At 76.3% G+C, this 25,336-nt stretch carries 24 protein-coding genes; 9 read left to right on the forward strand and 15 right to left on the reverse strand.

Translation table 11 applies throughout. The features are described 5' to 3' along the window. Positions 1-124 precede the first annotated feature (124 nt). A complete protein-coding gene (locus WJX68_RS17815) occupies positions 125-604 on the reverse strand; it encodes a GNAT family N-acetyltransferase (protein ID WP_340292350.1) in 480 nt (159 codons plus the stop codon). 262 nt (positions 605-866) lie between these two features. Between WJX68_RS17815 and WJX68_RS17820 the strand changes: the two genes are divergently transcribed. Further along, positions 867-1,337, forward strand: coding sequence for a histone-like nucleoid-structuring protein Lsr2 (locus WJX68_RS17820; RefSeq protein ID WP_422785724.1), 471 nt, complete (start codon positions 867-869; stop codon positions 1,335-1,337). Between the two features lie 9 nt (positions 1,338-1,346). On the opposite strand, the gene WJX68_RS17825 is transcribed toward WJX68_RS17820, so the two are convergent. Together WJX68_RS17825 and WJX68_RS17830 are read right to left on the reverse strand one after the other, a co-directional pair. After that, positions 1,347-4,763, reverse strand: coding sequence for an arabinosyltransferase domain-containing protein (locus WJX68_RS17825; protein ID WP_340292353.1), 3,417 nt, complete (start codon positions 4,761-4,763; stop codon positions 1,347-1,349). A gap of 53 nt (positions 4,764-4,816) precedes the next feature. Next, the gene (locus WJX68_RS17830; protein ID WP_340292355.1) at positions 4,817-5,470 is read right to left on the reverse strand and encodes an antibiotic biosynthesis monooxygenase; all 654 of its coding nucleotides are present in this window, start codon (positions 5,468-5,470) and stop codon (positions 4,817-4,819) included. An 84-nt stretch (positions 5,471-5,554) separates the two neighbouring features. Here WJX68_RS17830 and WJX68_RS17835 point away from each other — a divergent pair, with 84 nt between their 5' ends. From WJX68_RS17835 to WJX68_RS17855, 5 genes are all read left to right on the forward strand, one after another. Further along, on the forward strand, positions 5,555-6,025 hold the full coding sequence (locus tag WJX68_RS17835) for a GNAT family N-acetyltransferase (protein WP_340292357.1): 471 nt from the start codon (positions 5,555-5,557) through the stop codon (positions 6,023-6,025). Positions 6,026-6,354: 329 nt separating this feature from the next. Then, positions 6,355-6,756, forward strand: coding sequence for a hypothetical protein (locus tag WJX68_RS17840; protein ID WP_340292359.1), 402 nt, complete (start codon positions 6,355-6,357; stop codon positions 6,754-6,756). A gap of 4 nt (positions 6,757-6,760) precedes the next feature. Then, the gene (locus WJX68_RS17845; protein WP_340292361.1) at positions 6,761-7,168 is read left to right on the forward strand and encodes a hypothetical protein; all 408 of its coding nucleotides are present in this window, start codon (positions 6,761-6,763) and stop codon (positions 7,166-7,168) included. A 67-nt stretch (positions 7,169-7,235) separates the two neighbouring features. Continuing rightward, positions 7,236-7,436: a hypothetical protein gene (locus WJX68_RS17850; RefSeq protein WP_340292363.1), complete on the forward strand. Its 201-nt coding sequence runs from the start codon at positions 7,236-7,238 to the stop codon at positions 7,434-7,436. Positions 7,437-7,455: 19 nt separating this feature from the next. Next, entirely contained in the window at positions 7,456-8,124 is a 669-nt protein-coding gene (locus tag WJX68_RS17855) for a pentapeptide repeat-containing protein (protein ID WP_340292365.1), read from the forward strand. A gap of 31 nt (positions 8,125-8,155) precedes the next feature. On the opposite strand, the gene WJX68_RS17860 is transcribed toward WJX68_RS17855, so the two are convergent. From WJX68_RS17860 to WJX68_RS17905, 10 genes are all read right to left on the reverse strand, one after another. After that, a complete protein-coding gene (locus WJX68_RS17860; RefSeq protein WP_340292367.1) occupies positions 8,156-8,821 on the reverse strand; it encodes a hypothetical protein in 666 nt (221 codons plus the stop codon). 53 nt (positions 8,822-8,874) lie between these two features. Further along, a complete protein-coding gene (locus WJX68_RS17865) occupies positions 8,875-9,309 on the reverse strand; it encodes a hypothetical protein (RefSeq protein ID WP_340292369.1) in 435 nt (144 codons plus the stop codon). A gap of 137 nt (positions 9,310-9,446) precedes the next feature. Beyond that, a complete protein-coding gene (locus tag WJX68_RS17870) occupies positions 9,447-10,253 on the reverse strand; it encodes a hypothetical protein (RefSeq protein ID WP_340292371.1) in 807 nt (268 codons plus the stop codon). 134 nt (positions 10,254-10,387) lie between these two features. Next, positions 10,388-11,362: a hypothetical protein gene (locus WJX68_RS17875; protein ID WP_340292373.1), complete on the reverse strand. Its 975-nt coding sequence runs from the start codon at positions 11,360-11,362 to the stop codon at positions 10,388-10,390. Between the two features lie 97 nt (positions 11,363-11,459). After that, positions 11,460-12,437 carry a 5-oxoprolinase subunit C family protein gene (locus WJX68_RS17880; RefSeq protein WP_340292375.1) on the reverse strand — a complete coding sequence of 326 codons (978 nt, stop codon included), beginning with the start codon at positions 12,435-12,437 and terminating at the stop codon, positions 11,460-11,462. Beyond that, the gene (locus tag WJX68_RS17885; protein ID WP_340292377.1) at positions 12,434-13,306 is read right to left on the reverse strand and encodes a 5-oxoprolinase subunit B family protein; all 873 of its coding nucleotides are present in this window, start codon (positions 13,304-13,306) and stop codon (positions 12,434-12,436) included. Before WJX68_RS17885 ends, WJX68_RS17880 begins: the two co-directional genes overlap by 4 nt. Then, entirely contained in the window at positions 13,303-14,658 is a 1,356-nt protein-coding gene (locus WJX68_RS17890; protein WP_340292379.1) for an acetyl-CoA carboxylase biotin carboxylase subunit, read from the reverse strand. The genes WJX68_RS17885 and WJX68_RS17890 overlap by 4 nt, the downstream gene beginning before the upstream one ends. Further along, complete coding sequence (locus WJX68_RS17895; RefSeq protein WP_340292381.1) at positions 14,655-14,900, reverse strand: acetyl-CoA carboxylase; 246 nt, start codon at positions 14,898-14,900, stop codon at positions 14,655-14,657. Before WJX68_RS17895 ends, WJX68_RS17890 begins: the two co-directional genes overlap by 4 nt. Positions 14,901-14,914: 14 nt before the next feature. Further along, the gene (gene pxpA, locus WJX68_RS17900) at positions 14,915-15,640 is read right to left on the reverse strand and encodes a 5-oxoprolinase subunit PxpA (protein WP_340292383.1); all 726 of its coding nucleotides are present in this window, start codon (positions 15,638-15,640) and stop codon (positions 14,915-14,917) included. Between the two features lie 21 nt (positions 15,641-15,661). Further along, positions 15,662-18,055: a xanthine dehydrogenase family protein molybdopterin-binding subunit gene (locus WJX68_RS17905; protein WP_340292386.1), complete on the reverse strand. Its 2,394-nt coding sequence runs from the start codon at positions 18,053-18,055 to the stop codon at positions 15,662-15,664. Positions 18,056-18,179: 124 nt separating this feature from the next. Here WJX68_RS17905 and WJX68_RS17910 point away from each other — a divergent pair, with 124 nt between their 5' ends. Continuing rightward, entirely contained in the window at positions 18,180-19,685 is a 1,506-nt protein-coding gene (locus WJX68_RS17910) for a PucR family transcriptional regulator ligand-binding domain-containing protein (protein WP_340292388.1), read from the forward strand. A 51-nt stretch (positions 19,686-19,736) separates the two neighbouring features. Beyond that, complete coding sequence (locus tag WJX68_RS17915) at positions 19,737-20,474, forward strand: sulfite exporter TauE/SafE family protein (protein WP_340292390.1); 738 nt, start codon at positions 19,737-19,739, stop codon at positions 20,472-20,474. A 12-nt stretch (positions 20,475-20,486) separates the two neighbouring features. On the opposite strand, the gene WJX68_RS17920 is transcribed toward WJX68_RS17915, so the two are convergent. Then, positions 20,487-22,526: a protein kinase domain-containing protein gene (locus WJX68_RS17920; protein ID WP_340292392.1), complete on the reverse strand. Its 2,040-nt coding sequence runs from the start codon at positions 22,524-22,526 to the stop codon at positions 20,487-20,489. A 119-nt stretch (positions 22,527-22,645) separates the two neighbouring features. After that, positions 22,646-23,167, reverse strand: a complete 522-nt coding sequence (locus WJX68_RS17925; protein WP_340292394.1) for a MarR family winged helix-turn-helix transcriptional regulator — start codon at positions 23,165-23,167, stop codon at positions 22,646-22,648. Positions 23,168-23,459: 292 nt separating this feature from the next. Here WJX68_RS17925 and asnB point away from each other — a divergent pair, with 292 nt between their 5' ends. Then, a complete protein-coding gene (gene asnB, locus WJX68_RS17930; RefSeq protein ID WP_340292396.1) occupies positions 23,460-25,334 on the forward strand; it encodes an asparagine synthase (glutamine-hydrolyzing) in 1,875 nt (624 codons plus the stop codon). Positions 25,335-25,336 lie beyond the last annotated feature (2 nt).

Genomic DNA, 25,336 nt, shown 5'->3' on the forward strand with positions numbered 1-25,336 from the left:
CGGCCCGGGGCACGACTCCCGGGTGGGAGGACCTCGTACGGTCAGGCGCCGTGTTCTACGACTCGTAGAGTATTCTAGATCACTCCCTGCATCCGGGCGAGAGCGGGATCACACGACGTCCGGGTCACACCGGCGACCGCCGCATGTGCACGCTGAGCGGGTCGTCCGGGTAGTGCGCGAACGGCGCGCAGGGCACGAAACCGTGCCGCGCGTAGAGGCGCCGGGCCGGGGCCCAGTACTCCCCCGCCCCCGTCTCCAGGTACAGCGCCGCACAGCCCCGGTCGCGGGCCGCGCCGAGCAGACGGAGCAGGACCGCGGTCCCGACCCCGCGGCCGCGCGCGTGCTCGGCCGTCCGCATCGACTTCAGCTCCGCGGCCGGGTGCTCGGGCACGCTGCCCGCCGCCAGCTCGCTCAGCGCGCCGCAGCCGAGGAGGGTGCCGTCGTCGTCGCGGGCGGCCCACACCGTCACCCCGGGCCCGCGCAGCCCGTCGAGATCCAGCGCGTGGCTGCTCTCCGGCGGCCCCTGGGCGAGCATGTCGGCGGCGTGCCCGGTCAGGAACGCGCCGATCCCGGGATCGGTGAGGTCGTCGACGGCGATCCGCATGCGCCCATCCTTCACGACCCCGGCGCCGGGCCGGCTCGAGAATTGCTCACACGACGCGCGGCCCCATTCCGGAGGCTCCTGTCGTCGTCGCATCGCGCTTTCACCGGCGGCGGGTGGCCGCATCCCGCTCGGCAGGGGAACGTCCCGCCCCACCAGGCCGAGCGTCCTGCGCACGCCCCGGCTCCGCGATTCGCCGAACGCCCGTCGTTATGCTGCGGACGACGCCCGGGAATCCGGGCCGGTGAATCCGGGAGGAACTGCAGTGGCGAAGGTCGAGACGATCCGGCTGGTCGACGACATCACCGGCGGCGACGCCGACGAGACCGTCGCATTCGGACTCGACGGCCGCCGTTTCGAGATCGACCTGAGCACCGCGAACGCCGACGCCCTGCGTGACGCGCTCGCCCCGTTCCTCGGCGCCGCCCGCCCCGCGGGCACCCCGAAGGCGGGGCGCGCCGCCGCCCCGGCCGCGACCGGGTCCGGCGCCTCCGGGTCGGACGCCGCGACGCGCGAGCACAACCGTGAGGTGCGCGCCTGGGCCCGGGAGAACGGGTGGACGCTGTCCGAGCGCGGCCGGATCCCGTCCGAGGTCGTCGAGGCCCACCGCCGGGCCCACGAGGGCCCCGGCGACGCCGCCGGTGTCGTGACCGGCGACGACCCCGGCGCCGACACGGGCGCCGCCCCCGTGGAGGAGCCGGTCCGCCAGGCCCCCGCCGTCGAGTTCAGCGGCTGAGGCCCGGCGTCACCGGCTCGGCGACGGGATGCCGGGCGGCGGCGCGGGCAGCGGGCCTGCGCTGTAGAGCCCGGACCGCTCGACGTCCCGCCGGTCCAGCGTCGGGCCGACGGCGTTCGGCCGGTACGGCTGGATCGCCTGCACCTTGCCCCAGTCCCGGCCGGGGTCGCCCTCGAGGTAGGTGGGCAGCTCGGCCTGCTTGCCGATGACCTGGATCCATCCCAGCGGCCCGCCGGCCTGCGGCGAGGACCAGCCCTCGCCGTCGCCGCGCATCTGGCTGCCGTCGGCCTGCAGCCGGTAGGCGGGGACCTCGGCGATGCCGCCGGAGGTCCGGAACGGGCGCAGGCACGGGCTGGCCAGCGACACCGGGTACTCCAGGAACATCGGCTGGTCCCCCACGACCTGCGACAGCGGCGCCAGCTGCGGGGCGCGCAGCGGCGCGACGGCGAGCCAGCCGTCGGCGCCCAGCGAGCTGTCCTGCACCACCATCCGGACCTCGGTGGCCGCGCGGGCGGTCTCGGGCAGGTCGAAGCGCAGCTCGCGCCACGGCATCTCCTCCACCCGGCCGTCGTCGAGCGTGGTCTGCTCGACCACGCGTACCCGGCCGTCGGACAGCCGCGTCGCGTACTGCACGGTGAGCCGGTTGCCGTTGCCGAGCCGGCCCGCGGCCGTCACCACCAGCGGGGTCGTGCCGGCGCGCTGCTCGTCGGTCAGCAGCACCCACGGCGTGCGCAGGGTGCCGGTGTTGCGGGTGTCGCGCGGGAGGTAGCTGCCGAACGCGGGCGCGGCGTCGCTGCCGAGACCGCCGGAGAGCACGTACTCGAACCCGGACGCGCCCGTCCCCCCGCCGGTGGGCGGGATGCCGTCGCGGACGAAGCCGCCGCCGCCGCTGGACGGGTCGAGCAGCTGCGCGTCCGGGCTGTTGGCCGGGACGACACCCGGGGCCAGCGGGGCGGGCGTCGCGGTCGGCTCCCCGGGCGGGGGCGGCGGCGCGACGGTCGGGAGAAGCCCGGAGCGGGCCGGTGCGGCCATCCCGGTCGGCTCGGGGGCCGGGGCGAGCACGCCGTCCACCGGGCGGCGCTCGGCGAAGACCTGGCTGGCGAGCCCGCAGGAGCCGCCGAACGGGTGGGTCAGGGCGTCGGCGCCCATCGTCCAGGTCCCGGACCGGTCCCCGATCGCCGTCGTCATCGACCACACGTTGAAGGTGACCAGCAGCCCGCACAGCACCGCCAGCGGCGCGGAGGTCAGCCGCAGGCGCCGGGTGGCGCGCAGCGCGGACGAGGCGTCGCGGCGCCAGTCGCGGGCCCGGACCCAGCGGCCCAGCAGCGGGACCCGGCCGAGCGCGCGCTCGACCCCGGCGAGCTGGTCGGGGTGGCGTTCCTCGCGGATGCCGCGCAGGTGCTCGACCCCCGCGCCGACGGCGAGCAGCAGCGCGACCAGCAGCAGGATCGTGGACAGCTCGGCGCCGCCGAGGGTGACCTGCTCACCGGCCCACGGGACGCCCCAGTTGTTGGTGTACCACCACAGGTTCGGCCCGGCCGCGGACAGCGCGGCGACCAGGAAGACCGCGGAGAGGAACGCGAGCCGGTTGCGCAGCGAGCGCAGCACGTCCGACCCGGTCGCGATCGCGGCCAGCGCGACCATGCCGGAGCCGAGCCCGACCAGGTCGCCGAAGTGGTGGGTCCACTTCGTCGGGGTGAGGGCGAAGATCAGCAGCGCGATGACCGTGCTGCCGATCAGCCGCTGGGCGGGACCGAGCGCCGCGCCCGGGATCCGGTTGCGCCGGATCAGGACGACCACGCACGCCAGCAGGCAGAGGATGACCAGCAGGATCGGGAAGCGGCGGGCGATCGAGCCGTCGGCGAGGCCCTCGAACAGCGGGGCGTAGCGCTGGGCGATCTCGGTGTACCAGGGCCAGTCCGGGCCGATGTCGGACCGGATGCGGGTGGAGTCGACGACGGCGGCCCAGCTCTGGTCGGCCCAGGCGACCATCAGGATCGCGGTGCCCGACGCCAGCAGCGGCGCCAGCACCGGGACGAGGCCGACCGCGCGGACGCGGGCCGCAAGCAGGTGCCACAGCGGGCGCACGCCGGCGATGAACGGGGCGACGGCGATGAGGCCGGCCGGGTTCGCCCCGACCGCCATCGACGCCGCGAACAGGCCCAGCGCGACCGGCAGGAGCCGCTGCAGGGCCAGTGCGCGCTCGACGCACACCAGCGCGAGCAGCGAGCAGACCACCACGACCGGCTCGGGGCGCAGCCCGGAGTTGTAGGCCATCCAGAACGCGAGGAACACCATCCCCGCGGCCCAGGTCGCGGCCCGGGAGCGGCGGGCCTGGCGGCCGAGGCGCGGCAGCAGGCCGCGCGAGACCAGCCACCACGCCATGATCCCCATGAGGACCGAGGGCAGGCGCAGCCACAGCAGCGAGTCCGAGACCCGCACCCACAGCGCGTACAGGTCGTAGAACCAGCCGAACGGCGCCTCCGCGGCGTCGTACCAGCGGTAGTAGTTGCCGACGTAGCCCGAGGTGGGCACGTCGCGCACGATGCCGAGGGTGAAGCCGTCGTCGGAGGTCTGGCCGCCGATGGCGGCCCAGCCGACCAGCACCACGGTGACGATCAGGTCGATCGGGCGCGGCCGGGCCCGGCCCCACCAGCGACGCAGCCGTGGCGGCCAGCGCCCGGCGAGACCGCCGATCGCGTCGCGGCCGGCCCGGTGCGGGCTGCGGCCCAGGTGCCGGTCGACACCGGCCAGCGCGAGCAGCGACCCGAGCAGCGCCAGGGTCGCGACGACGGTGGCCGCGGTCTTCCAGGCCGAGGGGCTGGTGTCGAAGCGGGTGTCCGGGGTGATCCGGACGTCGGCGCCCGCGACGGGGTCGCGCGTCGCGTCGAGGTCGGAGTAGATGCCGACCGACTGCGGGCGCAGGTCGCCCTCGAAGGTCTGCGCGCCCGACCCGAGGTCGATGGTGGTGGCCGCGGCGTCGGAGCTCACCCGGATCTCGGCGGGCCCGGGGCGCAGCGGCGCGGTCGCGAGCTGCTGGCCGCGGTCGACCAGGGCGAGCTGGCCGTCGGCGACGGTGAGGACCATGCCGGAGCGGGCGCCCTCCGGGGACTCCGGCGGCACCGTGGACAGCACGGTGGCGCTGCCGTCGGTGCGCGCGTCGAGGCTGCGGACGGCCTCGGCGGGGACGACGACCGTCATCCGCTCGGGGCGCAGCGCCACCAGCGGCGCGTTGACGTCGGCGGTGCCGGTCGACGGCGACGGCCAGACGATGGTCGTCGTGTGCTGCACCACGGGCAGGAACGGCACGGCCACCGCGAGGACGAACGCGAGCAGGCCGAGGCGGCCCGCCCAGCGCAGCCGCCGCCGGTCGCGCAGCGTGTCGACGGGCGTCCGCTGGGCGACCGCCGGTTCGGAGGTGAGCACCGAACGACGGTAGCGGCCTCGCTCCGCGTGACCCGGGCAGCCCCCGGGCGTGATCAGCCGGCCGGTTCGCGGTGCCGGTCGCGGAACCGGCGGCCCTGCAGCCACCACCCCAGCACGCCCGTGATCCAGGGCAGCATCACGTAGACCATCACCGGGGTCAGCAGGATCGTGGTGACCGCGATCCGCGGCACGACGTGCCAGTCCGCGAGCAGCGCGCCGATCGTGACGGTGGCGAGCAGGTTCATCGGGAAGAAGACGAGCCAGATCGTCGTGGCCTGCTTCCAGCGGGGCGGGGTGACCTGCGGCGGACCGGCCGTCTCGACGGCGGCGGGCTGGTCGAACCAGCCCTCGATGCCGGTGCGGCGCTCGGCCCGCGTCATCTCGGCCAGGCCCTGCGCCGAGCCGAGCCACCAGCGGCGCTCGGGGCTGGCCTCCCAGCGGGCGAGGCTGTCGGGCGAGTCGAACCGGGCGAGCATGTGCCACTCGTCGGAGCCGTCGCGGCTGCGGACCCAGCCGCCGCCGAGGAAGCCCGGGAAGCCCTCGGCCATGAGCAGGCCGGCGCGGATCCAGGCGGTCATCTCCGCGGCGTGCCCGGGGTCGGCGCGACGGGTGAACGAGACCGTGACGGGGTCGCCGCCGGTCGGGACGTGGCCGGGGTCGGCGGCGGGGATGGTGCCGCCGGCCCGGTCGCGGGTGTCGAGGGACATGCCTGCATGGTGACCCGCCGTGCGCGTGCGGGGCAGCCCGGGCGCACGAGATCACTGCGTGACCCGCGTCCGTAGGATCGTCGCGTGCCGACCGCTCCCCTCCCCCGCGTCCGGCGGGCCACGGCGGACGACGTGCCGGCGATCGTCGCGCTGCTTGCGGACGACCCGCTCGGCTCGCGCCGGGAGTCCCCCGGCGACCTGGCGCCGTACCGGGAGGCGTTCGCGGTCGTCGACGCGGACCCCTCCGAGCTGCTCCTGGTCCTCGACGACGGCGGCCGCGTCGTCGGCACGCTGCAGCTGTCGCTGCTGCCGGGGCTGGCGCGCCGGGGTGCCGTGCGGGCCCGCATCGAGGCCGTGCGGGTCGCCGCCGACCGGCGCGGTGCCCGGCTCGGTGAGCTCCTCGTGGCCCACGCGGTCGACGAGGCCCGCCGGCGCGGCGCGTCCCTGGTGCAGCTCACCTCGGACCGGACCCGCACCGACGCCCACCGCTTCTACGAGCGGCTCGGCTTCACCGTCACCCACGACGGCTTCTCCCTCCCCCTGTCCCCCGGCTGACCGGGCCGCGCGCCGCACCGGCGGTCCTGGCTGGTTCTTGGGTGTCGTCGTTTCGATGACGATCTGTTCGCGTCAATGGTTCATTGACTGATAGGTCGGGACGATGACCACGCGCACACCGGTCGGATTCACCTGGGCCCCGTCGGGGCCGCGACGGACGGGGCCGTCGACGTCCTGGCCCTGGTCGACGTGCTGAGCTTCACCACGACCCTCACCGTCGCCGCCGACCGCGGGGGGCCGTCGTGCCCTGCCCGTGGCGTGACGACCGTGCGGCCGCCCTGGGCCGCGCCCACGATGCCGTCGTCGCCGCACCACGCGGCACGGGGCCGGTGTCGCTGTCCCCCGGCACGGTGCGCGCCGCGGCGGAGCCGCACCGGCTGGTCCTCCCCTCCCCCGACGGCTCCACGATCGCCGCGGCCGCCCCCGGGACCGTGCTGGGGATGTCGCTGCGCAACCGCTCCGCCGCGGCCGGGGTGCTGCTCGGCCCGGCCACCGACCCGCTCGCGCTGCTGCGCTCCTGCCCCAGCGGGCGCGAGCTCGTCGACGGCGGCTGGGGCGACGACGTCGCGGTCGCGGCCGAGCTGGACGGCTCCACGGCACTCCCCCTGCTCACCGGCGGCGTGTTCGTCCCCGCCGCGGACCGACCGGCCGGCGGCCGCCCCGTCGAGGCCCCGGCGACACGCCGGGGTCGCCGAACGGTTGACCGCGCGTACGCGTCAATGAACCATTGACTCCATGAGGTACGACGAGGCGCAGCGCTGGCTGGAGCGGGCCGATCCTTCGATCGCACGGAAGCGGGAGTCCATCACCGAGCAGCTGGACGGGATGAAGCAGCGGGCCGCCGACGGCGTCCTGACCCACGACGGCGCGGCCGCCTGGTACGCCCTGGTGCAGGAGATGCGCCGCCTCGCCGACTACTACGAGCGCGACCTCATCCGCACCCTGCGCGCGGGCGGGATGACCTGGAAGGAGGTCGCCGACGCCGTGCAGGCCCAGCTGTCGAGCAGGCAGGCGGCGCAGGGCAAGTGGAAGCGGCTCGTCGACCCCACCCGGCGTACGACCAACGGCAACATGCGGCGCGGGGGCCGCCCACGGCAGGATCGGACGGAGCAGTCCCCTCCCCCGGACGGCCCTGCCCGGTGACCGTGCGCAACCTTCCGTGACGCTCGTCGTTGATCCCGGCGACGGGGACGGACGAGGGAGGCTGCGGGTGCGGACAGGGGTCGGTGTCGACCGCAGGCGGTGGGCCGCCGTGGCCTCGGTGGCCGTCGCGGTGACCACGCTCGGCCTGGCGCTCGTCCCGCCCGCGCAGGCCGCCGTCCCCGCACCCGGCCCGGTGGCCCTGGAACGCGCGCTGCCCGGGCCGGCCGCGGCACCCGCGGCCGCCCCGGCGGCACGGCCCGCACCCTGACCGTGCCACGCTGTCGCCCGTGGTGGCGGTGACGACGGCGGAGGACCTGGTCGCGGCGGCCCGCGACGGGGTCGAGGTGACCTCGGCGGTGCTCGACGAGGCCGATCTGCGCGAGACCGACCTCGCCGGGCTCGTCCTGCGCGGCGGCTCGCTGGCCGGGGCCGACCTGCGCGGGACCCGGCTGGACCGTGCCCGCATCGAGCGGACGTCGCTGGCCGGTGCGGACCTGCGCGAGGCCGACCTGACCGACGCGGTGCTGTCCGGGGTCGACCTGTCGGGGGCCCGCCTGGCGGGTGCGCTGCTCGGCGAGACGCGCTTCACCGGATGCCGGATGATCGGCACCGTGCTGCGCGGGCTGCGGGGCCTGACCGCGTCGTTCGTGCTCGAGGACTGCTCGCTGCAGCTCGCCGACCTGCGGGACGTGACGCTGCGCGGGCTGCGGGTCGCCGACTGCGACCTGTCCGAGGCCGACCTGTCCGGTGCCGACCTGCGCACGGTGCGCTTCGAGCGATGCCGGCTGCGCGGGACCGTGCTGCGCTCGGCCCGGCTCGACGGGACCGACCTGCGGGGCTGCGACCTCGGCGAGATCACCCCGGACACCCCGCGGGAGCTGCGCGGCGCGGTCATCTCCCCCGCCCAGGCCGGGGCGGTCTGCACCGCGCTGGGCATGACGGTGCTCGACGGCTGACCCGCGCCCGCGCGGCAGCGGCCCGTGGGGCTCAGCCCACGGCCGGTCCGAGGCCGCCGCGGCCGAGTGCGTCCTGCACCTGCCCGGCGACCCAGGGGTCGTTCGCGCAGGACGGGCCGGTGGCGGTCAGCGGACCGAGCCGCACGACGTCGGCGGCCGTGCACGACCCGCCCGGGTCGGGTGCGCCGTCCTCGGTCGGGTCGCCGGGCAGGTCGTCGGGTACGGCCGGCAGGACGGGCCGCGACGAGTCGGCGTCCGCGGCGTACCGGGCCGCCTCGGCGCGGTGGTAGGCGGCGAGCTCGGCGTCACCCGCGGCGCGGGCGGCCGCCGCGCGCTCGCGGGCGCGGTCGCGCAGCTCGGCGGCGACGGTGCTGACCCGGGCGGCGACCTGCTCGTCGCCGGCGCGGCGGGCGGCGTCGCGGGCCCCGCCGACGGCGTCGAGCGCGAGCTCGCCGCGGCCGGGCACGGTCCGGTCGGCGACCGGTGCCGCCCCCGGCGCGGAGGGCGGGGCGGTGCTGTCCGCACCCGTGCCGGCGCGAGTGTCGGCGGTCGTGGCCGTCGCCGTGGTGCGGTCGGGGCCGGGCGTGGTGGCGCCGAGCAGCGCGGTGACCATCCCGGCACCGCCGAGCAGCGGTACCGCGCCGAGCAGGACCAGCTGGGCGGGGGTGGTACGTGTGCGTCGATGCCGTCCGGTCATCGTGATCGCCTCCCGTCCCCGGTTCCGTAGCCGGTGGCGGGCACGGCGAAACGTCAGTACCCCAGCTGGGCGTCGATCCAGGGGTCGGCGGAGCGGGTGCGGCCCTGCGCGTCGGTGCGGCCGCACTCGCGGTTGGTGATGCGGTCGGGGTCGGCCGGGTCGTCGAAGCGGGGCGGCCCGTCGAGGTCGCAGATCCGGGCGGCGAGCAGGGCGGCGCCGACGGCCCGCGCGGCCGCGGTGGACGGGCCGGTCGCGGGCAGCGGCACCGTGCGCGCCGCCGGGGGCGGCACCGCCAGGACGGCGCCCGCGACCGGAGCGGTGCCCCCGGCCGCGGCGGGGACCCGGTCCGCGGACAGCCCGGCGGTCGCCACGACGCCGACGACGGTCGCCGCGGCCGCGACCGCGGCCACGACGGGGGCGGCGAGCAGCACGGTCTCGCGCAGCGACCGGCGGCGGGCGGGGCGACGGGCTCGATGGCGACCGGGCACCGCTGCTCCCTCCCCCACGGCGGACACCGCCGGACGCGCCGCCCGGACGGGACCGAACGGTCCAACCGTGCACCGATGATGACCGGCGGGCCGCCGGTGCGCCACCGCTCGTCCGGGGACGGCCGGACGGGTGAGCCTCAGCAGCGCGCGGCCGGGCACACGGCGCCGTCGGGGCGGGCCGCACCCGGCGCGGGCGACGGCGCACGTGACGGCGCGGGCGCCGACGGGCGCGCGGACCGGGGCGCCGTCGTCGGACCGGACGGTGCGGCGGCCGTCGGCGGCGGGCTCGTCGGCGTCGCCGGGGCACTCGTCGGGGCGGGCGACGGCGGCGCCGCGCTGCGCTGCTGCGCGGCGCGGGCGCGCTCCTGCGCCGCGCGGCGCTGCGCGGCGAGCTCCTCGGCCCGTCGTGCCTCGCGCTCGGCGGCGATCCGCTGCTGCTCGGCGATCCGCTCCGACGCCGCCCGGACGGCGCCGTCGGCCGCCGCGGCGGCCCGGGGCTCGGTCAGCGCGACCGGCACCGCGGTCGCGGTACGAGCGCCCGGTCCGGTCCCGGTGAGGGGCCCGTACCAGCGGGGCGAGGGAGCACCGGTGGTGTCGGCGGGGCCGGTGGACCCGGCAGGGTCGGCGGCGAAGGTGGGCACGGGCACGTACCCGTCGAGGCGCTGCCCGGCCGGGGCGATCCCGCCCAGCACGCCGCTGCCGAGCAGCCCGGTCACCGTCACCGCGGCGAGCAGGACGACGGGCACGGCCCCGGCCAGCACGGCCCGCAGCCGCCGAGGCCCGGCCGCCGCCGCGCCCGGGCGCCGGCCGTCGGTCGCCGGGGCCGGGCGGGGTGCGGACCCCGCCGCGGTGGTCGCGTGCGGGCCGTCGGCGCCGCCGCGCCGTGCCCACGGCTCGGGGCCCGCCGTGCCGGCGGGGACGGGGATGCGGTGCCGTCCCGTCACGAGGTGGAGCCGTTCGCCGCACGCATGCGGTGATCGTCACCGCCGGACGACGACGTGACCATGCACCGAACGGGTGCGCCGGGGCCACGGAGCGTACCGGGCGGGTGAATCACGCCCGGCCCGCGCGCGGGGTGTCAGTTCCCGAGCAGCGACAGCGCCGGTCCGGGTACGCGGACGTCGACGGGCGGGACCTCGGCGATCCGCAGCCGCAGCCGCAGCAGGGCCCCGTCGGGCGCGACGTCCCCGGCGGGGTCCCCGACGGTGACCCCGGTGTCGTCCGCGGTGCCGGCGGTGTCGTCCGTCGACCCCGTGATGCCGTCGGAGGTGTCCTGCGAGGTGTCGTCGGTGGTGTCGTCGGTGGTGTCGTCGGTGGCGTGACGGCCGGGGCCGGCGTCCCCGGCCGGATCCTGCCCGGCGCCGGCCCCGGGCGCCGAGAACGGCACGACGGGCTCCGGCCCGGCCGCGAACGGCTCGACACCGGACCCGGCCGCACGCCCGGAGTCGTCCGGGGACCACGCGCCGCCGGCCCGCTCCCCGGCGGCACCGCGGCCGGCCGGCGCGGGCAGCGCGTCGAGCGCCCCGGCGACGAGCCCGCCCGCCGCGCCGACGGGTCCCCCGCCGGTGGCCGGCGACCGCCCCGCGGCGTCGTCGTCACGGGAGCCGCCCGGACCGCCGCCCGTCGGGCCGCTCGGGGTCGCCGGTCGCCCGGCGCCCGGGTCACGGGCGGTCCGGCCCGGCACGGCCGCCGCGGCCCCGGACGCGGCCCGGACCGGCCCCTGCGCGAGGGCGGCCGGGTCCGCGGGGACGACGACACCGCCGCCGGCCCCGGAGCCGCCGGAACCCGCGACGGGCGGCGCCGCGCCCGGCGGGGCAGCGTCAGTGGCCGGGGACGGGGCCGGGGACGGCCCGGCCGGCGCGGACGCCTCGGGCGAGACCGTGCCCGCGTCGGACCGGTCCGCGCCGTCCGCGCCGCCGGACGGCTCGGGCGTCGTCCCGCCGGTGACGACCACGGCCGCGGCGACGGCGACCGCCCCGACGGCCGGGACGGCGACGGCGAGGATCCGCCGCACCAGGCCCGCCCGCATCGTCCTCCGGTGCCTGCCGCTCATCGGTCGGTCCGCCTCTCCCGTGTCCGGTCCGTCGCCGAGCGTCGAGTCTGGACCAGACGGCGCCGCTCGGCCACCCCGAACGGGTGAGCGACGTGCCTCACCCGCCGAGGGCGGCGTGCATCCGCGCGAGGCGCTCCTTCCGTTCGGTCCGCAGCGACAGCGCCGTCTCCAGGTCGACGGCGACGAACCGGGTCCGGGTCCGGGGCGCCGACTGCGCGACGACGTCGAGGTCGCCGGAGATCACCGTCGCCACCATCATGTAGCCGCCGCCGGACACGGCGTCGCGGTGCAGCACGATCGGCTCCACGCCGCCCGGCACCTGGATCGAGCCGATCGGGTAGGGCGAGTCCACGATGTTCGACGGGTCCTGCCCGGCCCCGAACGGCGGCTCCCGGTCGACGGTCTCCAGCCGGCCGCCGGTGTAGCGGAACCCGATCCGGTCCGCGACCGGGGTCAGCGTCCAGGTGGTGTCGAGGAACGTGTCGCGGCCGCGGTCGGTCAGGCGGTGGTCGTAGAGCCCCATCACCACCCGGACCTCCACCTCCTTGCCCATGCGGGGGCGCAGGTCCTCCGGGACCACGAGCCCGGCCCGGCCGGTCCCCGTCCCGACCGGGAGCACGTCCCCCTCCGCGAGCGGGCGGCCGTCGAGCCCGCCCAGCGCGCCGAGCGCGTAGGTGGCGCGGCTGCCGAGCTTCTCCGGGACGTCGATCCCGCCGGACACCGCGAGGTAGGCGCGCGCGCCGGCCGTGAGGTAGGCGAAGGCGAGCACGTCGCCCTCCCGGACGGTGAAGGACTCCCAGACCGGGCGGGCCTCCCCGTTGACCGTCGGCGCGATCGCCGCGCCGGCGACCGCGACCGTGGCCGGGCCGGTGAACACCAGCTCCGGGCCCATGTAGACGATCTCCAGCGCGGCGGCCCCGTCCGGGTTCCCGACCAGCGCGTTCGCGCACGCCAGGGAGTACTGGTCCAGCGCGCCCGACGGCGGGATGCCCAGGTGGTAGTAGCCGGCGCGGCCGCCGTCCTGCACGGTCGTGGACAGCCCGGGCTTGCGGACCTCGATGGTCGTGCCGCTCATGCCAGCACCTCCAGCAGGCGCGCGTTGTAGCCGTCGGGGTCGTCGAGGAAGGGCTGCAGGTCGAACGCGACGGGCCGCGCGGTGATGCGGTAGTCGGCGTTCTCCGCCTTCGCCTGCAGGTCGTCGTACTCGTCGCGGTCGATCGGGCGGAACTTCACCATGTCGCCGGGGCGCATGAACACCATGTGCTCGGTGAAGTCCGGTTTCGTCTGGGTGGGGTCGTAGATGGGGGCGGGGGTGATGCCGAACATCTGGTAGCCGCCCGCGCCGCGCACCGAGTAGATGCAGGAGAAGCAGCCGCCGTAGCCGACGGTCTGCTTGGGGGTGTCGGTGCGCGGACGCAGGTACTTCGGTACCACGATCTGCCGGTCCCGGGGCACCATCTGGTACTTGAACGGCAGCCCGGCCACGAACCCGACCATCGAGGTGAACCACGGGGAGCCGCAGTGGGCGGCGATGAACTCCTCCACCCCGGCGTAGCCGTTGATACGGGCCGCGTACTCGATGTCGGTGGCGTCGGGGTCCTGGTGGCGGTCGCGGAAGCGCATCAGGGTCTCGGTGGTCCACGGGTCCTGGTAGAGCACCGGGATCTCGACGACCCGGCAGTCCAGGGTGACGCCCATGGCGTCGCCGACCCGGGCCTCCAGCTCCTGGAGCTGGGCCAGGAATTTGTGCGGGTCGAGCACGTCGGGGTCGTAGCGCACCTGGTAGGAGGCGTTCGCCGGGCAGATCTCGAGGATCCCGTCCGGACGTTCGGAGCGGAGCAGGTTCGTGATCGCCACGGCCTTGAAGTTGGCCTGCAGGCTCATCTCCTCGGCCAGCTCGACGAACACGAACTCGTCGCCGCCCCAGCTGTAGCGGGCGCTCATGCGGTGTCCTTCCGTTCGGCCAGCCAGTGTTCGAGGGTCCCGGTGTGGAAGTCCGCGGCGGCCACCCACGGCTCGGCGGCCAGCTCGCCGAGCAGGCCCGCGGTGGTCGGGATGCCGTCGACGGTGAACTCGGCCAGCGCGCGCCGCGAGCGGGCCAGCGCCTCGGCGCGGTCGGCGCCCCACACCACGACCTTCGCCAGCAGCGAGTCGTAGTACGGCGGGACCGTGCCGTCGGGCTCGACCCAGGTGTCGCAGCGCACCCACGGCCCGGACGGCAGCGTGACCCGGCCCAGCGGGCCGGGCTGGGGCAGGAAGTCCCGCGCCGGGTCCTCGGCGCACACCCGGTACTCGATGGCGTGCCCGCGCCGCTGCACCTGCTCCTGGCTCGTCCGCAGCGGCTCCCCCGCGGCGATCCGCAGCTGCTCGGCGACGAGGTCGATGCCGGTGACGAGCTCGGTGGTGGGGTGCTCGACCTGGATGCGGGTGTTCATCTCGATGAAGAAGAACTCCCCGGAGTCGTCGTCGACGAGGAACTCGACGGTCCCGGCCGAGCGGTAGCCGACCTCGCGGCACAGGTCGACCGCGGCGGTGGTCATGGCGTCGCGGACGGCGTCGGTGATGCCGGGTGACACGGCCTCCTCGACGACCTTCTGGCGGCGTCGCTGCAGCGAGCACTCGCGTTCGAACAGGTGCACCGCGTCGCGGCCGTCGCCGAGGACCTGCACCTCGACGTGGCGGGCCCGCTCGACGAACCGCTCCAGGTACATGGTGCCGTCGCCGAACGCCTTCTCCGCCTCGGCCGAGGCCTGCCCGAACGCCGAGCGCAGCGCGTGCTCGTCGTGCACCACCCGGATGCCGCGCCCGCCGCCGCCGGCGGCAGCCTTGAGCATCACCGGGAAGCCGACGTCGGCCGCGGCGGCCACCGCGGCGTCGGCGTCGGCGACCCCGCCGGGGGTGCCCGGCACGGTCGGGACGCCGGCCGCGCGGGCGACCTCGCGGGCCGCGACCTTGTCGCCCATCCGCTCGATGGTCGCGGCGTCGGGACCGACGAAGGTCAGGCCCGCGTCGGCGACGGCGGCGGCGAACGCGGCCCGCTCGGACAGGAACCCGTACCCGGGGTGGACGGCGTCGGCGCCGCTGTCGCGGGCCGCGGCGACCAGCGTCGTGGTGACCAGGTAGGACTTCGACGCCGGTGACGGCCCGATGTCCACGCAGGTGTCGGCGAGGCGGGCGTGCAGGGCGTCGCCGTCGGCCTTCGACGCGACCGCCACCGTCTCGATCCCCAGGTCGCGCGCGGCCCGGATGATCCGGACGGCGATCTCGCCGCGGTTGGCGACGAGCAGCCGTCTCACGCGGTCTCCACCACGGCCACCGGCTGGCCCGCGTCGACCTCGTCCTCGTCGCCGACGAGGAACTCCACCACCGTGCCGGTGGCGCCGGCCGCGATCTGGTGGAAGGACTTCATCACCTCGACCAGGCCGATCGGGGTGTCGTCGGAGACCGCGGCGCCGTCCTCGGCGAACGGCGGGCTGCCGGGGTCGGGGCGCCGGTAGAAGACGCCGGGGATCGGGGAGACGACCTCGTGTCGGGGCACTGCGGAACTCCTTCTCAGCGGTCCAGGTGGGGTTCGAGCGCCGCGTGCACGGCCTTGGCCAGCTCGACGGCGTTCGGGGTGTCGGAGTGCACGCACACCGAGTCGGCGCGCACCGGGATCTCGTGGCCGTTCTCCGAGACCGCTACGCCCTCGGTGACCGCGCGCAGCGCGCGCTCGGCGGAGCGGGCCGGGTCGAAGGCCTGGTGCTCGCGGGTGATGATCAGCGAGCCGTCGTCGCGGTAGTCGAGGTCGGCGTAGTACTCGCCGATGAACCCGCTCGGCCGCTCGCCCCACACCTGCTCGTGCACGGTGCCGGTCATGCCCATCAGCGGGGCGCCGAACACGTCGGCGGCGTCGGCGACCGCCGCGGCCACCTCGGGGTCGCGGGCGGCCATGCCGTAGAGCGAGCCGTGCACCTTGACGTGGTTGAGCTCCATGCCCTGCGCCCGCAGGAACCCGCTCAGCGCCCCGATCTGGTACACGACGCCCGCGGTGAGCTCCTCGCGGTCGAGCGTCATCTCGCGGCGCCCGAAGCCCTCGCGGTCGGGCAGTGACGGGTGCGCCCCCACCCGTACCCCGTGGGCCTTGGCCAGGGCCACGGTGCGGGCCATGACCCGCGGGTCGGAGGCGTGGAACCCGCACGCCACGTTGGCGACGGTCACCCAGGGCATCAGGCCCTCGTCGTCGCCGCAGTGGTAGATCGAGAACGACTCGCCCATGTCACAGTTCACGGCCACCATGCCGGTCTCCTTCCGGTGGGTTCAGGCAGTCTCGCCCGACGCGTGCGTGATCGCCCGCCAGACGGCCTGCGGCGTCGCGGGCATGTCCACGTGGGTCACGCCGAGGTGGGCGACGGCGTCGATCACCGCGTTCACCACCGCGGGCGAGGACCCGATCGCGCCGGACTCCCCGATGCCCTTGACCCCCATCGGGTTGGTCGGCGAGGGCGTGACCAGCTGCTCCAGCTCGAAGCTCGGCAGGTCGGTCGCCGCGGGCACGGTGTAGGAGGCGAGGTTGCCCGCGGTGGGGTTGCCGGCGTCGTCGAACGTGGCGTGCTCGTGCAGCGCCTGGCCGATGCCCTGGGCGATGCCGCCGTGCAGCTGCCCCTCGACGATCGTCGGGTTCACCACCACCCCGCAGTCGTCGACGGCGACGTAGCGGCGGATCCGGGTGAACCCGGTCTCGGTGTCGACCTCGGTGACGCAGACGTGCGTGCCGAACGGCCAGGTGAAGTTGGGCGGGTCGAACGCGGAGTCCGCGGTCAGGTTGGGTTCCATGCCCTCGGGCAGGTCCGCGGCCAGCGACGCGGCGCCCGCGACCTCCTGGATGGTCACCGACGGGCCGGAGGTCCCCGCCACGGAGAACCGGCCGCCGCTGAACTCGAGGTCGTCCTCGGCGGCCTCCAGCAGGTGGGCCGCGATCCGCATCGCCTTGTCGAGCACCTTGCCCGCGGCCAGGTGCACCGCGGTGCCGCCGACGGCGAGGCTGCGCGAGCCGTAGGTGTCGCGGCCGAACGGCGCGACGAGGGTGTCGCCGTGCAGGACCTCGACGTCGTCGGGGTGCACGCCGAGCCGGTCGGCGACGATCTGCGACCAGGCGGTCTCGTGGCCCTGCCCGTGCGGGGAGGTGCCGGTGACGACCTCGACCTTGCCGCTGGTGGTCATCCGCACGGTGGCCTGCTCCCAGCCGCCGGACTGCAGCCGGACCCCGGCCGCGACCTTCGACGGGGAGAGCCCGCCGGACTCGGTGAAGTTGCCGAACCCGATCCCGAGCTGCACGGGGTCGCCGGACGCGCGGCGCCGCGCCTGCTCGGCGCGCAGTTCGTCGTAGCCGACGAGCTCCATCGCCCGGCGCATGCACGTCTCGTAGTCCCCGGAGTCGTACTGCACGCCCGAGGGGACCGTGCGCGGCTCGAGGAACTTGGGGTGCAGGTTGCGCAGCCGTACCTCGGCGGCGTCGATGCCCAGCTCGCGGGCCAGGTCGTCCATGATCCGCTCGTGGCCGTAGGCGGCCTCGGAGCGCCCGGCGCCGCGGTAGGCGTCGGTCGGGGTGAGGTTGGTGAACACCCCCTTCGCGGTGAAGGAGTAGTGCCCGAAGTCGTAGAGCCCGCAGAAGGTGAACGCGCCGAACACGGCGATGCCGGGGGTGAGCAGCTGCAGGTAGGCGCCCATGTCGGCGAGCAGCTCCACCTTCATCCCGAGGATCTTCCCGTCGCGGGTGGCGGCAACGGAGACGTCCTGGATCTGGCCGCGCCCGTGCGTGGTGGCCTGGTGGTGCTCCGAGCGGGTCTCGGTCCACTTCACCGGGGTGCGCAGGCGGCGGGCGAGGACGAGGGCGAGGAACTCCTCGGCGTAGACGTTGAGCTTGGCGCCGAAGCCGCCGCCGACGTCGGGGGCGACGACCCGGATGCGGGTGTCCGGGATGCCGGTGCAGGCGGCGAGGATGTCGCGCACGAAGTGCGGGACCTGGGTGGCGGTGTAGACGGTGAACCCGGCGCCGACCGGGTCGGGCACGCAGACCACCGCGCGCGGCTCCATCGGCGAGGCGATGACCCGCTGCTGCAGGTAGCGCCCGGAGACCACGACGTCGGCCTCGGCGAAGGCGGTGTCGACGTCGCCGGTGGCCAGCGGCCAGGTGTAGCAGTGGTTGGTCCCCATGCCCTCGTGCACGACCGGGGCGCCGTCGGCGAGTGCGTCGGCCATGTCGACCACGGCCGGCAGCTCGGTGTACTCGACCTCGACCAGGTCGGCGGCGTCGCGGGCGGTGGCCGCGTCGGTGGCGAGCACGACCGCGACGCCGTCGCCGACGTGGTTGACCTCGTCGACGGCGATCGGGCGGTGGTCGGGGACGCGGATGTCCTCGGTGACCGGCCAGCCGCAGGGGATGCCGGCGAGGAACTCGGCGTCGACGTCGGCGCCGGTCAGCACGGCCCGCACGCCGGGGACGGCGGCCGCGGCGGCCGTGTCGATCGCGTCGATGCGCGCGTGCGGCAGCGGGCTGCGCACGACGACCATGTGCAGCGACCCGGGCGGGGTGATGTCGTCGGTCCAGGTGGCGCGGCCGGTCAGCAGGGCCTGGTCCTCCTTGCGGGCCAGGCGGGTGCCCACCCACGGCCCGCCGGTCGGCGCGGTCCTGCTCTCCTCGGTGGCGGTCAACGACTGTCCTTCCGACGACGACGGAGGTTCCGTGCCGGACAGCGTGATCCGGAACACCCCACCGCGGTAGTGTCCGGTTCGGCGTGTTCGTGGTCCCGGACACGCCGGTCCGGCAGGGGGTGCGATGGCGCTGACGGTGCGAGACCTGGGCGCGATCCGCAGCCTCGGACTACGCCTGGCGTGTCCGTCCGCGGATCAGGACCGGCCGATCATGTGGGTGCATTCGAGCGAACTGTCCGATCCGACGCCCTATCTGAGCGGTGGCGAGCTGCTGCTGACCACCGGCCTCGGTCCGGCCGCGGACCCCGCCGGCTACGTGTCCCGGCTGGCCGCGCACGGCCTGGCGGGGCTCGGGTTCGGCACCGGCCTCGGGCGCGACGACGTGCTCCCCGCGGTGCGCGCGGCCTGCGCGGACACCGGCCTCGCGCTGCTGGAGGTGCCCGAGCGGACCCCGTTCCTCGCCCTGACCCGGGCGGTCACCGAGGCACGTGCCGCCGAGCGCTACGCCGAGGTGGTGCGCACCGACGAGGCGCAGCGCGCGCTCACCGCGGCCGCGCTGGGCGAGGACCCCGACGCGGGCACCGCCCGGGTCCTCGACCGGCTCGCCGAGCGCCTCGGTGCCTGGACGCTGGTCTGCGGCCACGACGGGCGGGTCCGCCGCGCCTCCCCCGCCGGCGCCGCCCGCCGCGCCGGGCCGCTGCGCGCCGAGATCGACCGGGTCCGCGAGCACCCGGGGCCCACCAGCGTCACCGTCGCCGCCGGGAACGGGCAGGTCGTGCTGCAGCCGGTGCGCCTGCTGGAGCCGGCCGTGCTCGCCGTCGGGCGCGACCACCGGTTCACCGCGGTCGACCGCCAGCTCATCGGGTCGGCGGTGTCGGTGCTGACCCTCGCGCACGCGCGCAGCGCCGCCGCCGACCGCGCGGACCGGCGGGTGCGGACCGCGGTGCTGCGCGCGCTGGCGACGCTGCCCGGCTGCGGCGCCGAGGACGTGCTGGCCGAGACGTGGGGGCCGCTGCCCGACGGTGAGCTCGTCGCGGTCGCGCTGGGCGGGCGTACGCCGGACGCGCGGCCCGACGTGCTGCTCGACGCGCTGGAGCGGGCCGCGGTCGCCTTCCACGCCGAGCTCGACGGGCAGGTGGCCGCCGTCGTCGCGGCCGGGGCGGTGGACGACGTGCTCGCCGTCGCGCGGCGGGTGCGCGGGGTCCGGGCCGGGATCTCCGCCCCGGCCGCCGTCGGGGACCTGGGCCGCGCGCTGCGCGAGGCCGGGCGCGCGCTGGACGCGGCCGAGCGCCGCGACCGGCCCGCCCTGCACTTCACCGACCTGGCCGGCACCGGGCTCGCCGGTCTGGTGCGCCCCGAGGACGCGACGGCGTTCGCCGACGCGGTGCTGGACCCGCTGGTGCGCCACGACGCCGTGCGGCGCGGCGACCTGGTCGCCTCGCTGCGCGAGTGGCTGGCCCACCACGGCCAGTGGGACCCCGCCGCGTCGCGGCTCGGGGTGCACCGGCACACGCTGCGGGCCCGCATCGCGCGGGCCGCGGAGCTGCTGGGGCGCGACCTGGACTCCCCCGGGGTGCGCGCCGAGCTGTGGTTCGCCCTGCACGCCGGCGACGGGGACGACGCCCGCTAGGGTCGTGCGCATCAGCAACGACACGAGCTCACGCACCGGGACGGCCCGCCCGTGACGGCGTGGCAGCTGGCCACCCTGTTCGCCGCCGGGGTCGCCGCGGGCCTGATCGGTGCCGTCGCCGGGCTCGCCTCGCTGTTCTCCTACCCGGCGCTGCTGGCCGCCGGGCTGCCGGCGACGACCGCGAACGTCACCAACACCGTCTGCATGCTGTTCCAGGGCGCCGGGGCCGTCGCCGGGTCGCGCCCGGAGCTGCGCGGTGCGGGCCCGCAGGTGCGCCGCTGGGTGGTGCCCGCGGTCCTCGGCGGCGCGACGGGTGCGGGCCTGCTCCTGCTGACCCCGGCCGGGGGCTTCGAGCGGATCGTGCCGTTCCTGGTCGCCGCGGCGGCGCTGCTGCTCCTGCGCCCGCCCCGGGCCGGGGAGCCCCGACCGCCGGGGCGGGGCGTGACCCTGGGGGTGTTCGGCGTCGCGGTGTACGGCGGCTACTTCGGGGCCGCGGCCGGGGTGATGATGCTCGCGCTGACGATGTCGCTGCCGGGCGCGACGCTGCTGCGCGCCAACGCCCTGAAGAACGTCCTGACCTGGGCGGCGAACGCCGTCGCCGCGGTCGGCTTCGCCGTGTTCGGCCACGTCGCGTGGGCGGCGGTGCCCGCACTCGCGCTGGGGCTGCTGCTCGGCGGGCGCCTCGGGCCCGTCGTGGCCCGGCGGCTGCCGGCGCGCGCGGTGCGGATCGGGATCGCCGTCGCCGGGCTGGGGCTGGCGGTGCGCCTGTTCGTGCAGGCCTGGCTGTAGGGCCGCCGGGCCTCAGCCGCGGCGGAACTCCAGCATGGCGGTCACCGGGCCGTCGGTGCGGTGCCCGTGGCGGCGCAGCCAGCCGTCGAGCTTGGCCTGCACGGCGGGCAGGTCCGGGCGGCGCTGCGGCTCGGTGCGCATCGCCTGCTTGAGCAGCGACAGGTGCGCCGTGCGGGTCGGCAGGTGGGTGAGCTTCGCCCCGGCCGCGGCCGCGCGCAGCCCGGCGACGGCGTCGGCGGACTCCCCGCGCGGGGGGTGCCCGCTCAGGGCGAACGACACCGCGGCGGCCAGCTGCCAGCCGTCCGACGCCGGGGAGGCGGGCTTGCCCGCGGCGGCCTCGGGGGCCAGGTAGTCCGGGGTGCCCAGGACGTAGCCGGTCTGGGTCAGCGTGGAGTCGCCCTGCTTGCGCGCGATGCCGAAGTCGATCAGGTGCGGCTGCCCCTGCGGGTCGACGACGATGTTGCCCGGCTTGATGTCGCGGTGCAGCACGCCCGCCCGGTGCGCCTGGTCCAGCGCCCCCGCGATCCCGGTCCAGATGCGGGCCGCGGAGATGTCGTCGACCGGGCCGCGCTCGCCGACGAGCTGGCCCAGCGACATGCCGTCGACGTACTCCATGACGATGACCAGGCCGTCCATGCCCTGCAGGCCGGGATCGGAGGAGGCGTGCAGCAGGTCGTGGATCTGCACGCAGCACGGGTGGCGCAGCGCGCCCAGCGCGGCGGCCTCGCGGCGGATCCGCTCCTCGGTCTCGGGGTCCGCGGCGTGCGCGGACTTGACCGCGACGGTGTGGCCCAGCCGGGCGTCGTGGGCCAGCCAGACGCCGCCGAACCCGCCGGCGCCCAGGCGGCGCATCAGCCGGAAGCGCGGGGCCCGCGGCGGCCCCCCGGCCACCGGCGCGACCAGGGTCGGGCGGCGCGGCGGCGGCCCCACCGGCGGGCGGCCGGTGGTACCGCCCGGTCCGCGCAGCGGGCCGGACGCGGGCGGGCGCAGCGGCCCCGCGGCCGGGTGCGCGCCCGGGCCGCCCGGGGTGAACCCGGGGCCGCCCGGCGGACGGCCGCCCGGGCCCGGGGCGAACGCGACGGGCCCGGCCGGGCGCGGCGGGGAGTCGAACCCGGCGTAGGGGCCGGAGCGCTCGCCGGGCGGTGGCGCCTGGACCGGGCTCTGCGGCTCGCGGGCGGAGAAGCGCTCGGCGAGGCGTTCCGCGACGCTCGGGGTGGCGGTGACACCGGACTGCCCGGCGATCCCGGTGCCGGCGCCGCGCCCGGACCGCGAGGAGCCGGTGGCCGCCGGCCCGCCGCGCAGCGCCGCGCGGGGCTGCTCGCGGGGGGCGTCGCGGGCGGCCCGCACCTGCTCGACCGTCGCCCGCGACGGCGCGGGGACCATCGGCACCACCACGACCCCGACCAGGCTCGCGGCCAGCACACCGACCCACAGGTGCTCGGCGGTGCCGGCCGGGACCGCCGCGGTGAGCACGATCAGGGAGAACAGCGGCACCCAGAAGAACTTGGCGGGCCAGCGGGGCCCGCGGCGCAGCGCGGTCCGGGCCTGGACGGCGACGAGCACCGTCGCCAGCAGCGGCACCACGCCGAGCAGGGCGACCGCGGTCGCCGAGGTGACGACGTCGCCGCCGACGGCACCGGCGACGCTGCCCCGGCCCAGGTAGCTGCTCTGGGTGCCGACGATCTCGCACGTCGTGACCCGGATCGAGGAGGTCGCCGTCGCGCTCAGCCCCGGCACGACCGGGTCGCCCGCGGTGGCCCGGGAGAACACCCCGCCCGCGCCGACGAACACGGCCAGCGGCAGCAGCCCGGCCGAGAGCACCCCGAGCCCGGCGATCAGCACCGACTCGGCCGAGCCGTAGCCGGAGGAGGACCCCGACCCGATCCGGCGCCGCAGCACCACCACGGTCGCGGCCCCGGCGGTGGGCAGCAGCCCGGTCAGGACGCCGAGCGCGGTGACCGACCAGGCCCAGCCGCCCGGGCAGACGTCGGGGACCCCGAGACCCCGGATGCCGCTCAGCAGCCCGGCGACGAGCGCCACCAGCGCGTCCACGCCCGACCCCACCCCCCGATACCGCCCGGGTGCGGGTCACCCGGACTCCCCACTATCGCATCACCCGGGCGGGACCCGGCGGGGCACGGCGCAGGAGGGGCCGCGGACCGGTGGAGCGCTCAGCGCTGGAACAGGTCGAGGTCGGTGTTGAACCGGTCGAGCAGGGCCGCCAGGGAGTCGCGGTCGGACTCGGGCCAGTGCGCGATGACCTCGCGCAGCGGGGCGAGGCGGGCCTCGCGGACCTGCTCGCGCGCGGCCCGTCCGGCCGCGGTCAGGGTCACGCTGACCGAGCGCGGGTCGCGCTCGTGCGGGGACACGTCGACCAGGCCGGCGCGCGAGAGCCGCGAGACCTGGCGGCTGGCGGTGGGCTTGGACACCCCGAGCCGGCCGGTCAGGGCGGTCAGCGACAGGGCGCCCTCGTCGTCGAGCAGCATGAGGACCGGGTAGGTGTAGCGGTCCACGGCCTCGTCGGAGCCGTAGCCGTGCGACCACACCGACTCCATGGTGCGGCGCACCAGCAGCGTGATCTGCTTCTCCAGCGAGTGCAGCGGGTCGGTGCCGCCGGGGCGCTCGGCCGTGGCGAGACCGCCGGAGGCGGCGACGCCGTCGTCGTCAATCGGGCCAATCGGACGTTCGGTCATGTTTCGCATGCTACACACGTTGCGGGCCGCAACATTGACGATCGCAATGACGTAAGCGGATCGAAAGGTTCGTGCGCCTTCACGCAACGGCACGCGCGGCGCCGGGCGACCCCGCTGCGCCGAACGGGTGTGACGAGCGACGCGGGACCCGAAACGCCAGGACGATCGGTCACGTTCCGGACAGAAGCACCCACGTCACGTGACGTCCATGTTGCGTGATGTAACAGTTAGCGTTGCAATCGATCTTGCCGGGCGGAGCGGCCCGGCCCCCGAGACCGAGGAGGCGCTGACCGTGTGCGGAATCTGCGGCTGGATCGACTACCGGCACGACCTGGGTGCGGACGAGCACGCCCGCACCCTGGCCGCGATGAACGACACGATGTCCTGCCGGGGACCGGACCAGCAGGGCGTCTGGACCGGCGGGCCCGCCGCGCTGTGCCACCGTCGGCTCGCCGTCATCGACATCGAGGGCGGCCGGCAGCCGATGAGCCTGGACGAGGGCCCCGACGCGGACCTGCACATCGTCTACTCCGGCGAGACCTACAACTTCCGTGAGCTGCGCGAGCAGCTCGCCGCGGCCGGGCACCGGTTCCGCACGGCCAGCGACACCGAGGTCGTGCTGCGCGCCCACCGGGAGTGGGGCCGGCGCGACCCGCGCGAGGTCGCACGGCGGCTCAACGGCATGTTCGCCTACGCGCTCTGGGACGCCCGCACCCAGGAGCTGGTGCTCGTGCGCGACCGGCTCGGCATCAAGCCGCTGTACTACTACCCCACCCCGCACGGCGTGCTGTTCGGCTCCGAGCCCAAGGCGATCCTGGCCAACCCCGAGGCCGACCGCGTCGTCGACGCCGAGGGGCTGCGCCGGGCGCTCGCGTTCGTCTCCGACATGTCCAACGCGGTGTTCCGCGGGATGCGCGAGGTCCCGCCCGGCTGCGTCGTGCGCGTCTCCCGCGACGGCGGCGTCCGCGAGGAGCGCTACTGGCAGCTCACCGACACCGGGCACACCGACGACGTCGACACCACCGTGCACCACGTCCGCGAGCTGCTCGAGGACACCGCGCTGCGCCAGCTCTACGCCGACGTCCCGCTGTGCACGCTGCTCTCGGGCGGCCTGGACTCCTCCGCGCTCACCGCGCTGGCGGCGAAGCACGTCGACGGGACCGTCCGCTCGTTCGCGGTGGACTTCGTGGGCTACGCCGACAACTTCGTCGCCGACGACGCCCGCGGTACCCCGGACACCCCCTACGTGCACGAGGTCGCCGAGTACGTCGGCACCTCGCACCGCGACATCGTGCTGCGGACCGAGGACATGATGGACCCGGCCGTGCGCCGGGCCACCGTGCACGCCCGCGACCTGCCCGCCGGCATCGGCGACATGGACTCCTCGCTCTACCTGCTGTTCTCCGCGATCCGCCAGGAGTCCACCGTCGCACTGTCCGGCGAGTCCGCCGACGAGGTGTTCGGCGGCTACCGCGACTTCCACGACGCCGAGACCGTCGCGGCGGACACCTTCCCGTGGCTGGCCGGGCGGATGATGAACCAGGACCAGAGCGACCCGGGCCTGTTCGACCGCGCGGTGTGGGCGCAGCTGGACGTGCCGGGCTTCGTCGACGAGCAGTACCGGGCCGCGCTCGCCGAGGTCCCCGAGCTCACCGGCCCGGCCGCCGACGACCCGCACGAGCGGCGGATGCGCGAGATCTGCTACCTCTACCTGACGCGCTGGCTGCCGATCCTGCTCGACCGCAAGGACCGGATGAGCATGGCCGTCGGTCTCGAGGTGCGGGTGCCGTTCTGCGACCACCGCCTCGTCGAGTACGTCTTCGGCACGCCGTGGTCGCAGAAGACCTTCGACGGCCGGGAGAAGTCGCTGCTGCGCCACGCCACGTCCGACCTGCTGCCCGAGTCGGTGGTGCAGCGGGTGAAGAGCCCGTACCCCTCCACCCAGGACGACGGCTACGAGAAGTCGCTGCGCGACCAGGTCGCCGAGATCATGGCCCGCGGCGACGACGCCCCGGTCGCCCCGCTCGTCGACCGCGAGGCCGTCCTCGCCCGTCTCGACGAGGGCGGCGGGCACGAGGCGAACTCGATGGGCCGCCGCATGCAGCTGGAGCGGATCATCGACCTCAACACCTGGATCGGCGACTACGACGTGGAGCTCTCGCTGTAGCC

It is taken from the genome of Pseudonocardia spirodelae (genome assembly GCF_037727765.1).
Taxonomy (GTDB): domain Bacteria; phylum Actinomycetota; class Actinomycetes; order Mycobacteriales; family Pseudonocardiaceae; genus Pseudonocardia; species Pseudonocardia spirodelae.

Coding starts and splice junctions, on each gene's coding strand:
- WJX68_RS17815 (WP_340292350.1), bottom strand. CDS start 604: ATGCGGATCGCCGTCGACGACCTCACCGATCCCGGGATCGGCGCGTTC.
- WJX68_RS17830 (WP_340292355.1), bottom strand. CDS start 5,470: ATGTCCCTCGACACCCGCGACCGGGCCGGCGGCACCATCCCCGCCGCC.
- WJX68_RS17845 (WP_340292361.1), top strand. CDS start 6,761: ATGAGGTACGACGAGGCGCAGCGCTGGCTGGAGCGGGCCGATCCTTCG.
- WJX68_RS17860 (WP_340292367.1), bottom strand. CDS start 8,821: ATGACCGGACGGCATCGACGCACACGTACCACCCCCGCCCAGCTGGTC.
- WJX68_RS17875 (WP_340292373.1), bottom strand. CDS start 11,362: ATGAGCGGCAGGCACCGGAGGACGATGCGGGCGGGCCTGGTGCGGCGG.
- WJX68_RS17880 (WP_340292375.1), bottom strand. CDS start 12,437: ATGAGCGGCACGACCATCGAGGTCCGCAAGCCCGGGCTGTCCACGACC.
- WJX68_RS17885 (WP_340292377.1), bottom strand. CDS start 13,306: ATGAGCGCCCGCTACAGCTGGGGCGGCGACGAGTTCGTGTTCGTCGAG.
- pxpA (WP_340292383.1), bottom strand. CDS start 15,640: ATGGTGGCCGTGAACTGTGACATGGGCGAGTCGTTCTCGATCTACCAC.
- WJX68_RS17910 (WP_340292388.1), top strand. CDS start 18,180: ATGGCGCTGACGGTGCGAGACCTGGGCGCGATCCGCAGCCTCGGACTA.
- WJX68_RS17925 (WP_340292394.1), bottom strand. CDS start 23,167: ATGACCGAACGTCCGATTGGCCCGATTGACGACGACGGCGTCGCCGCC.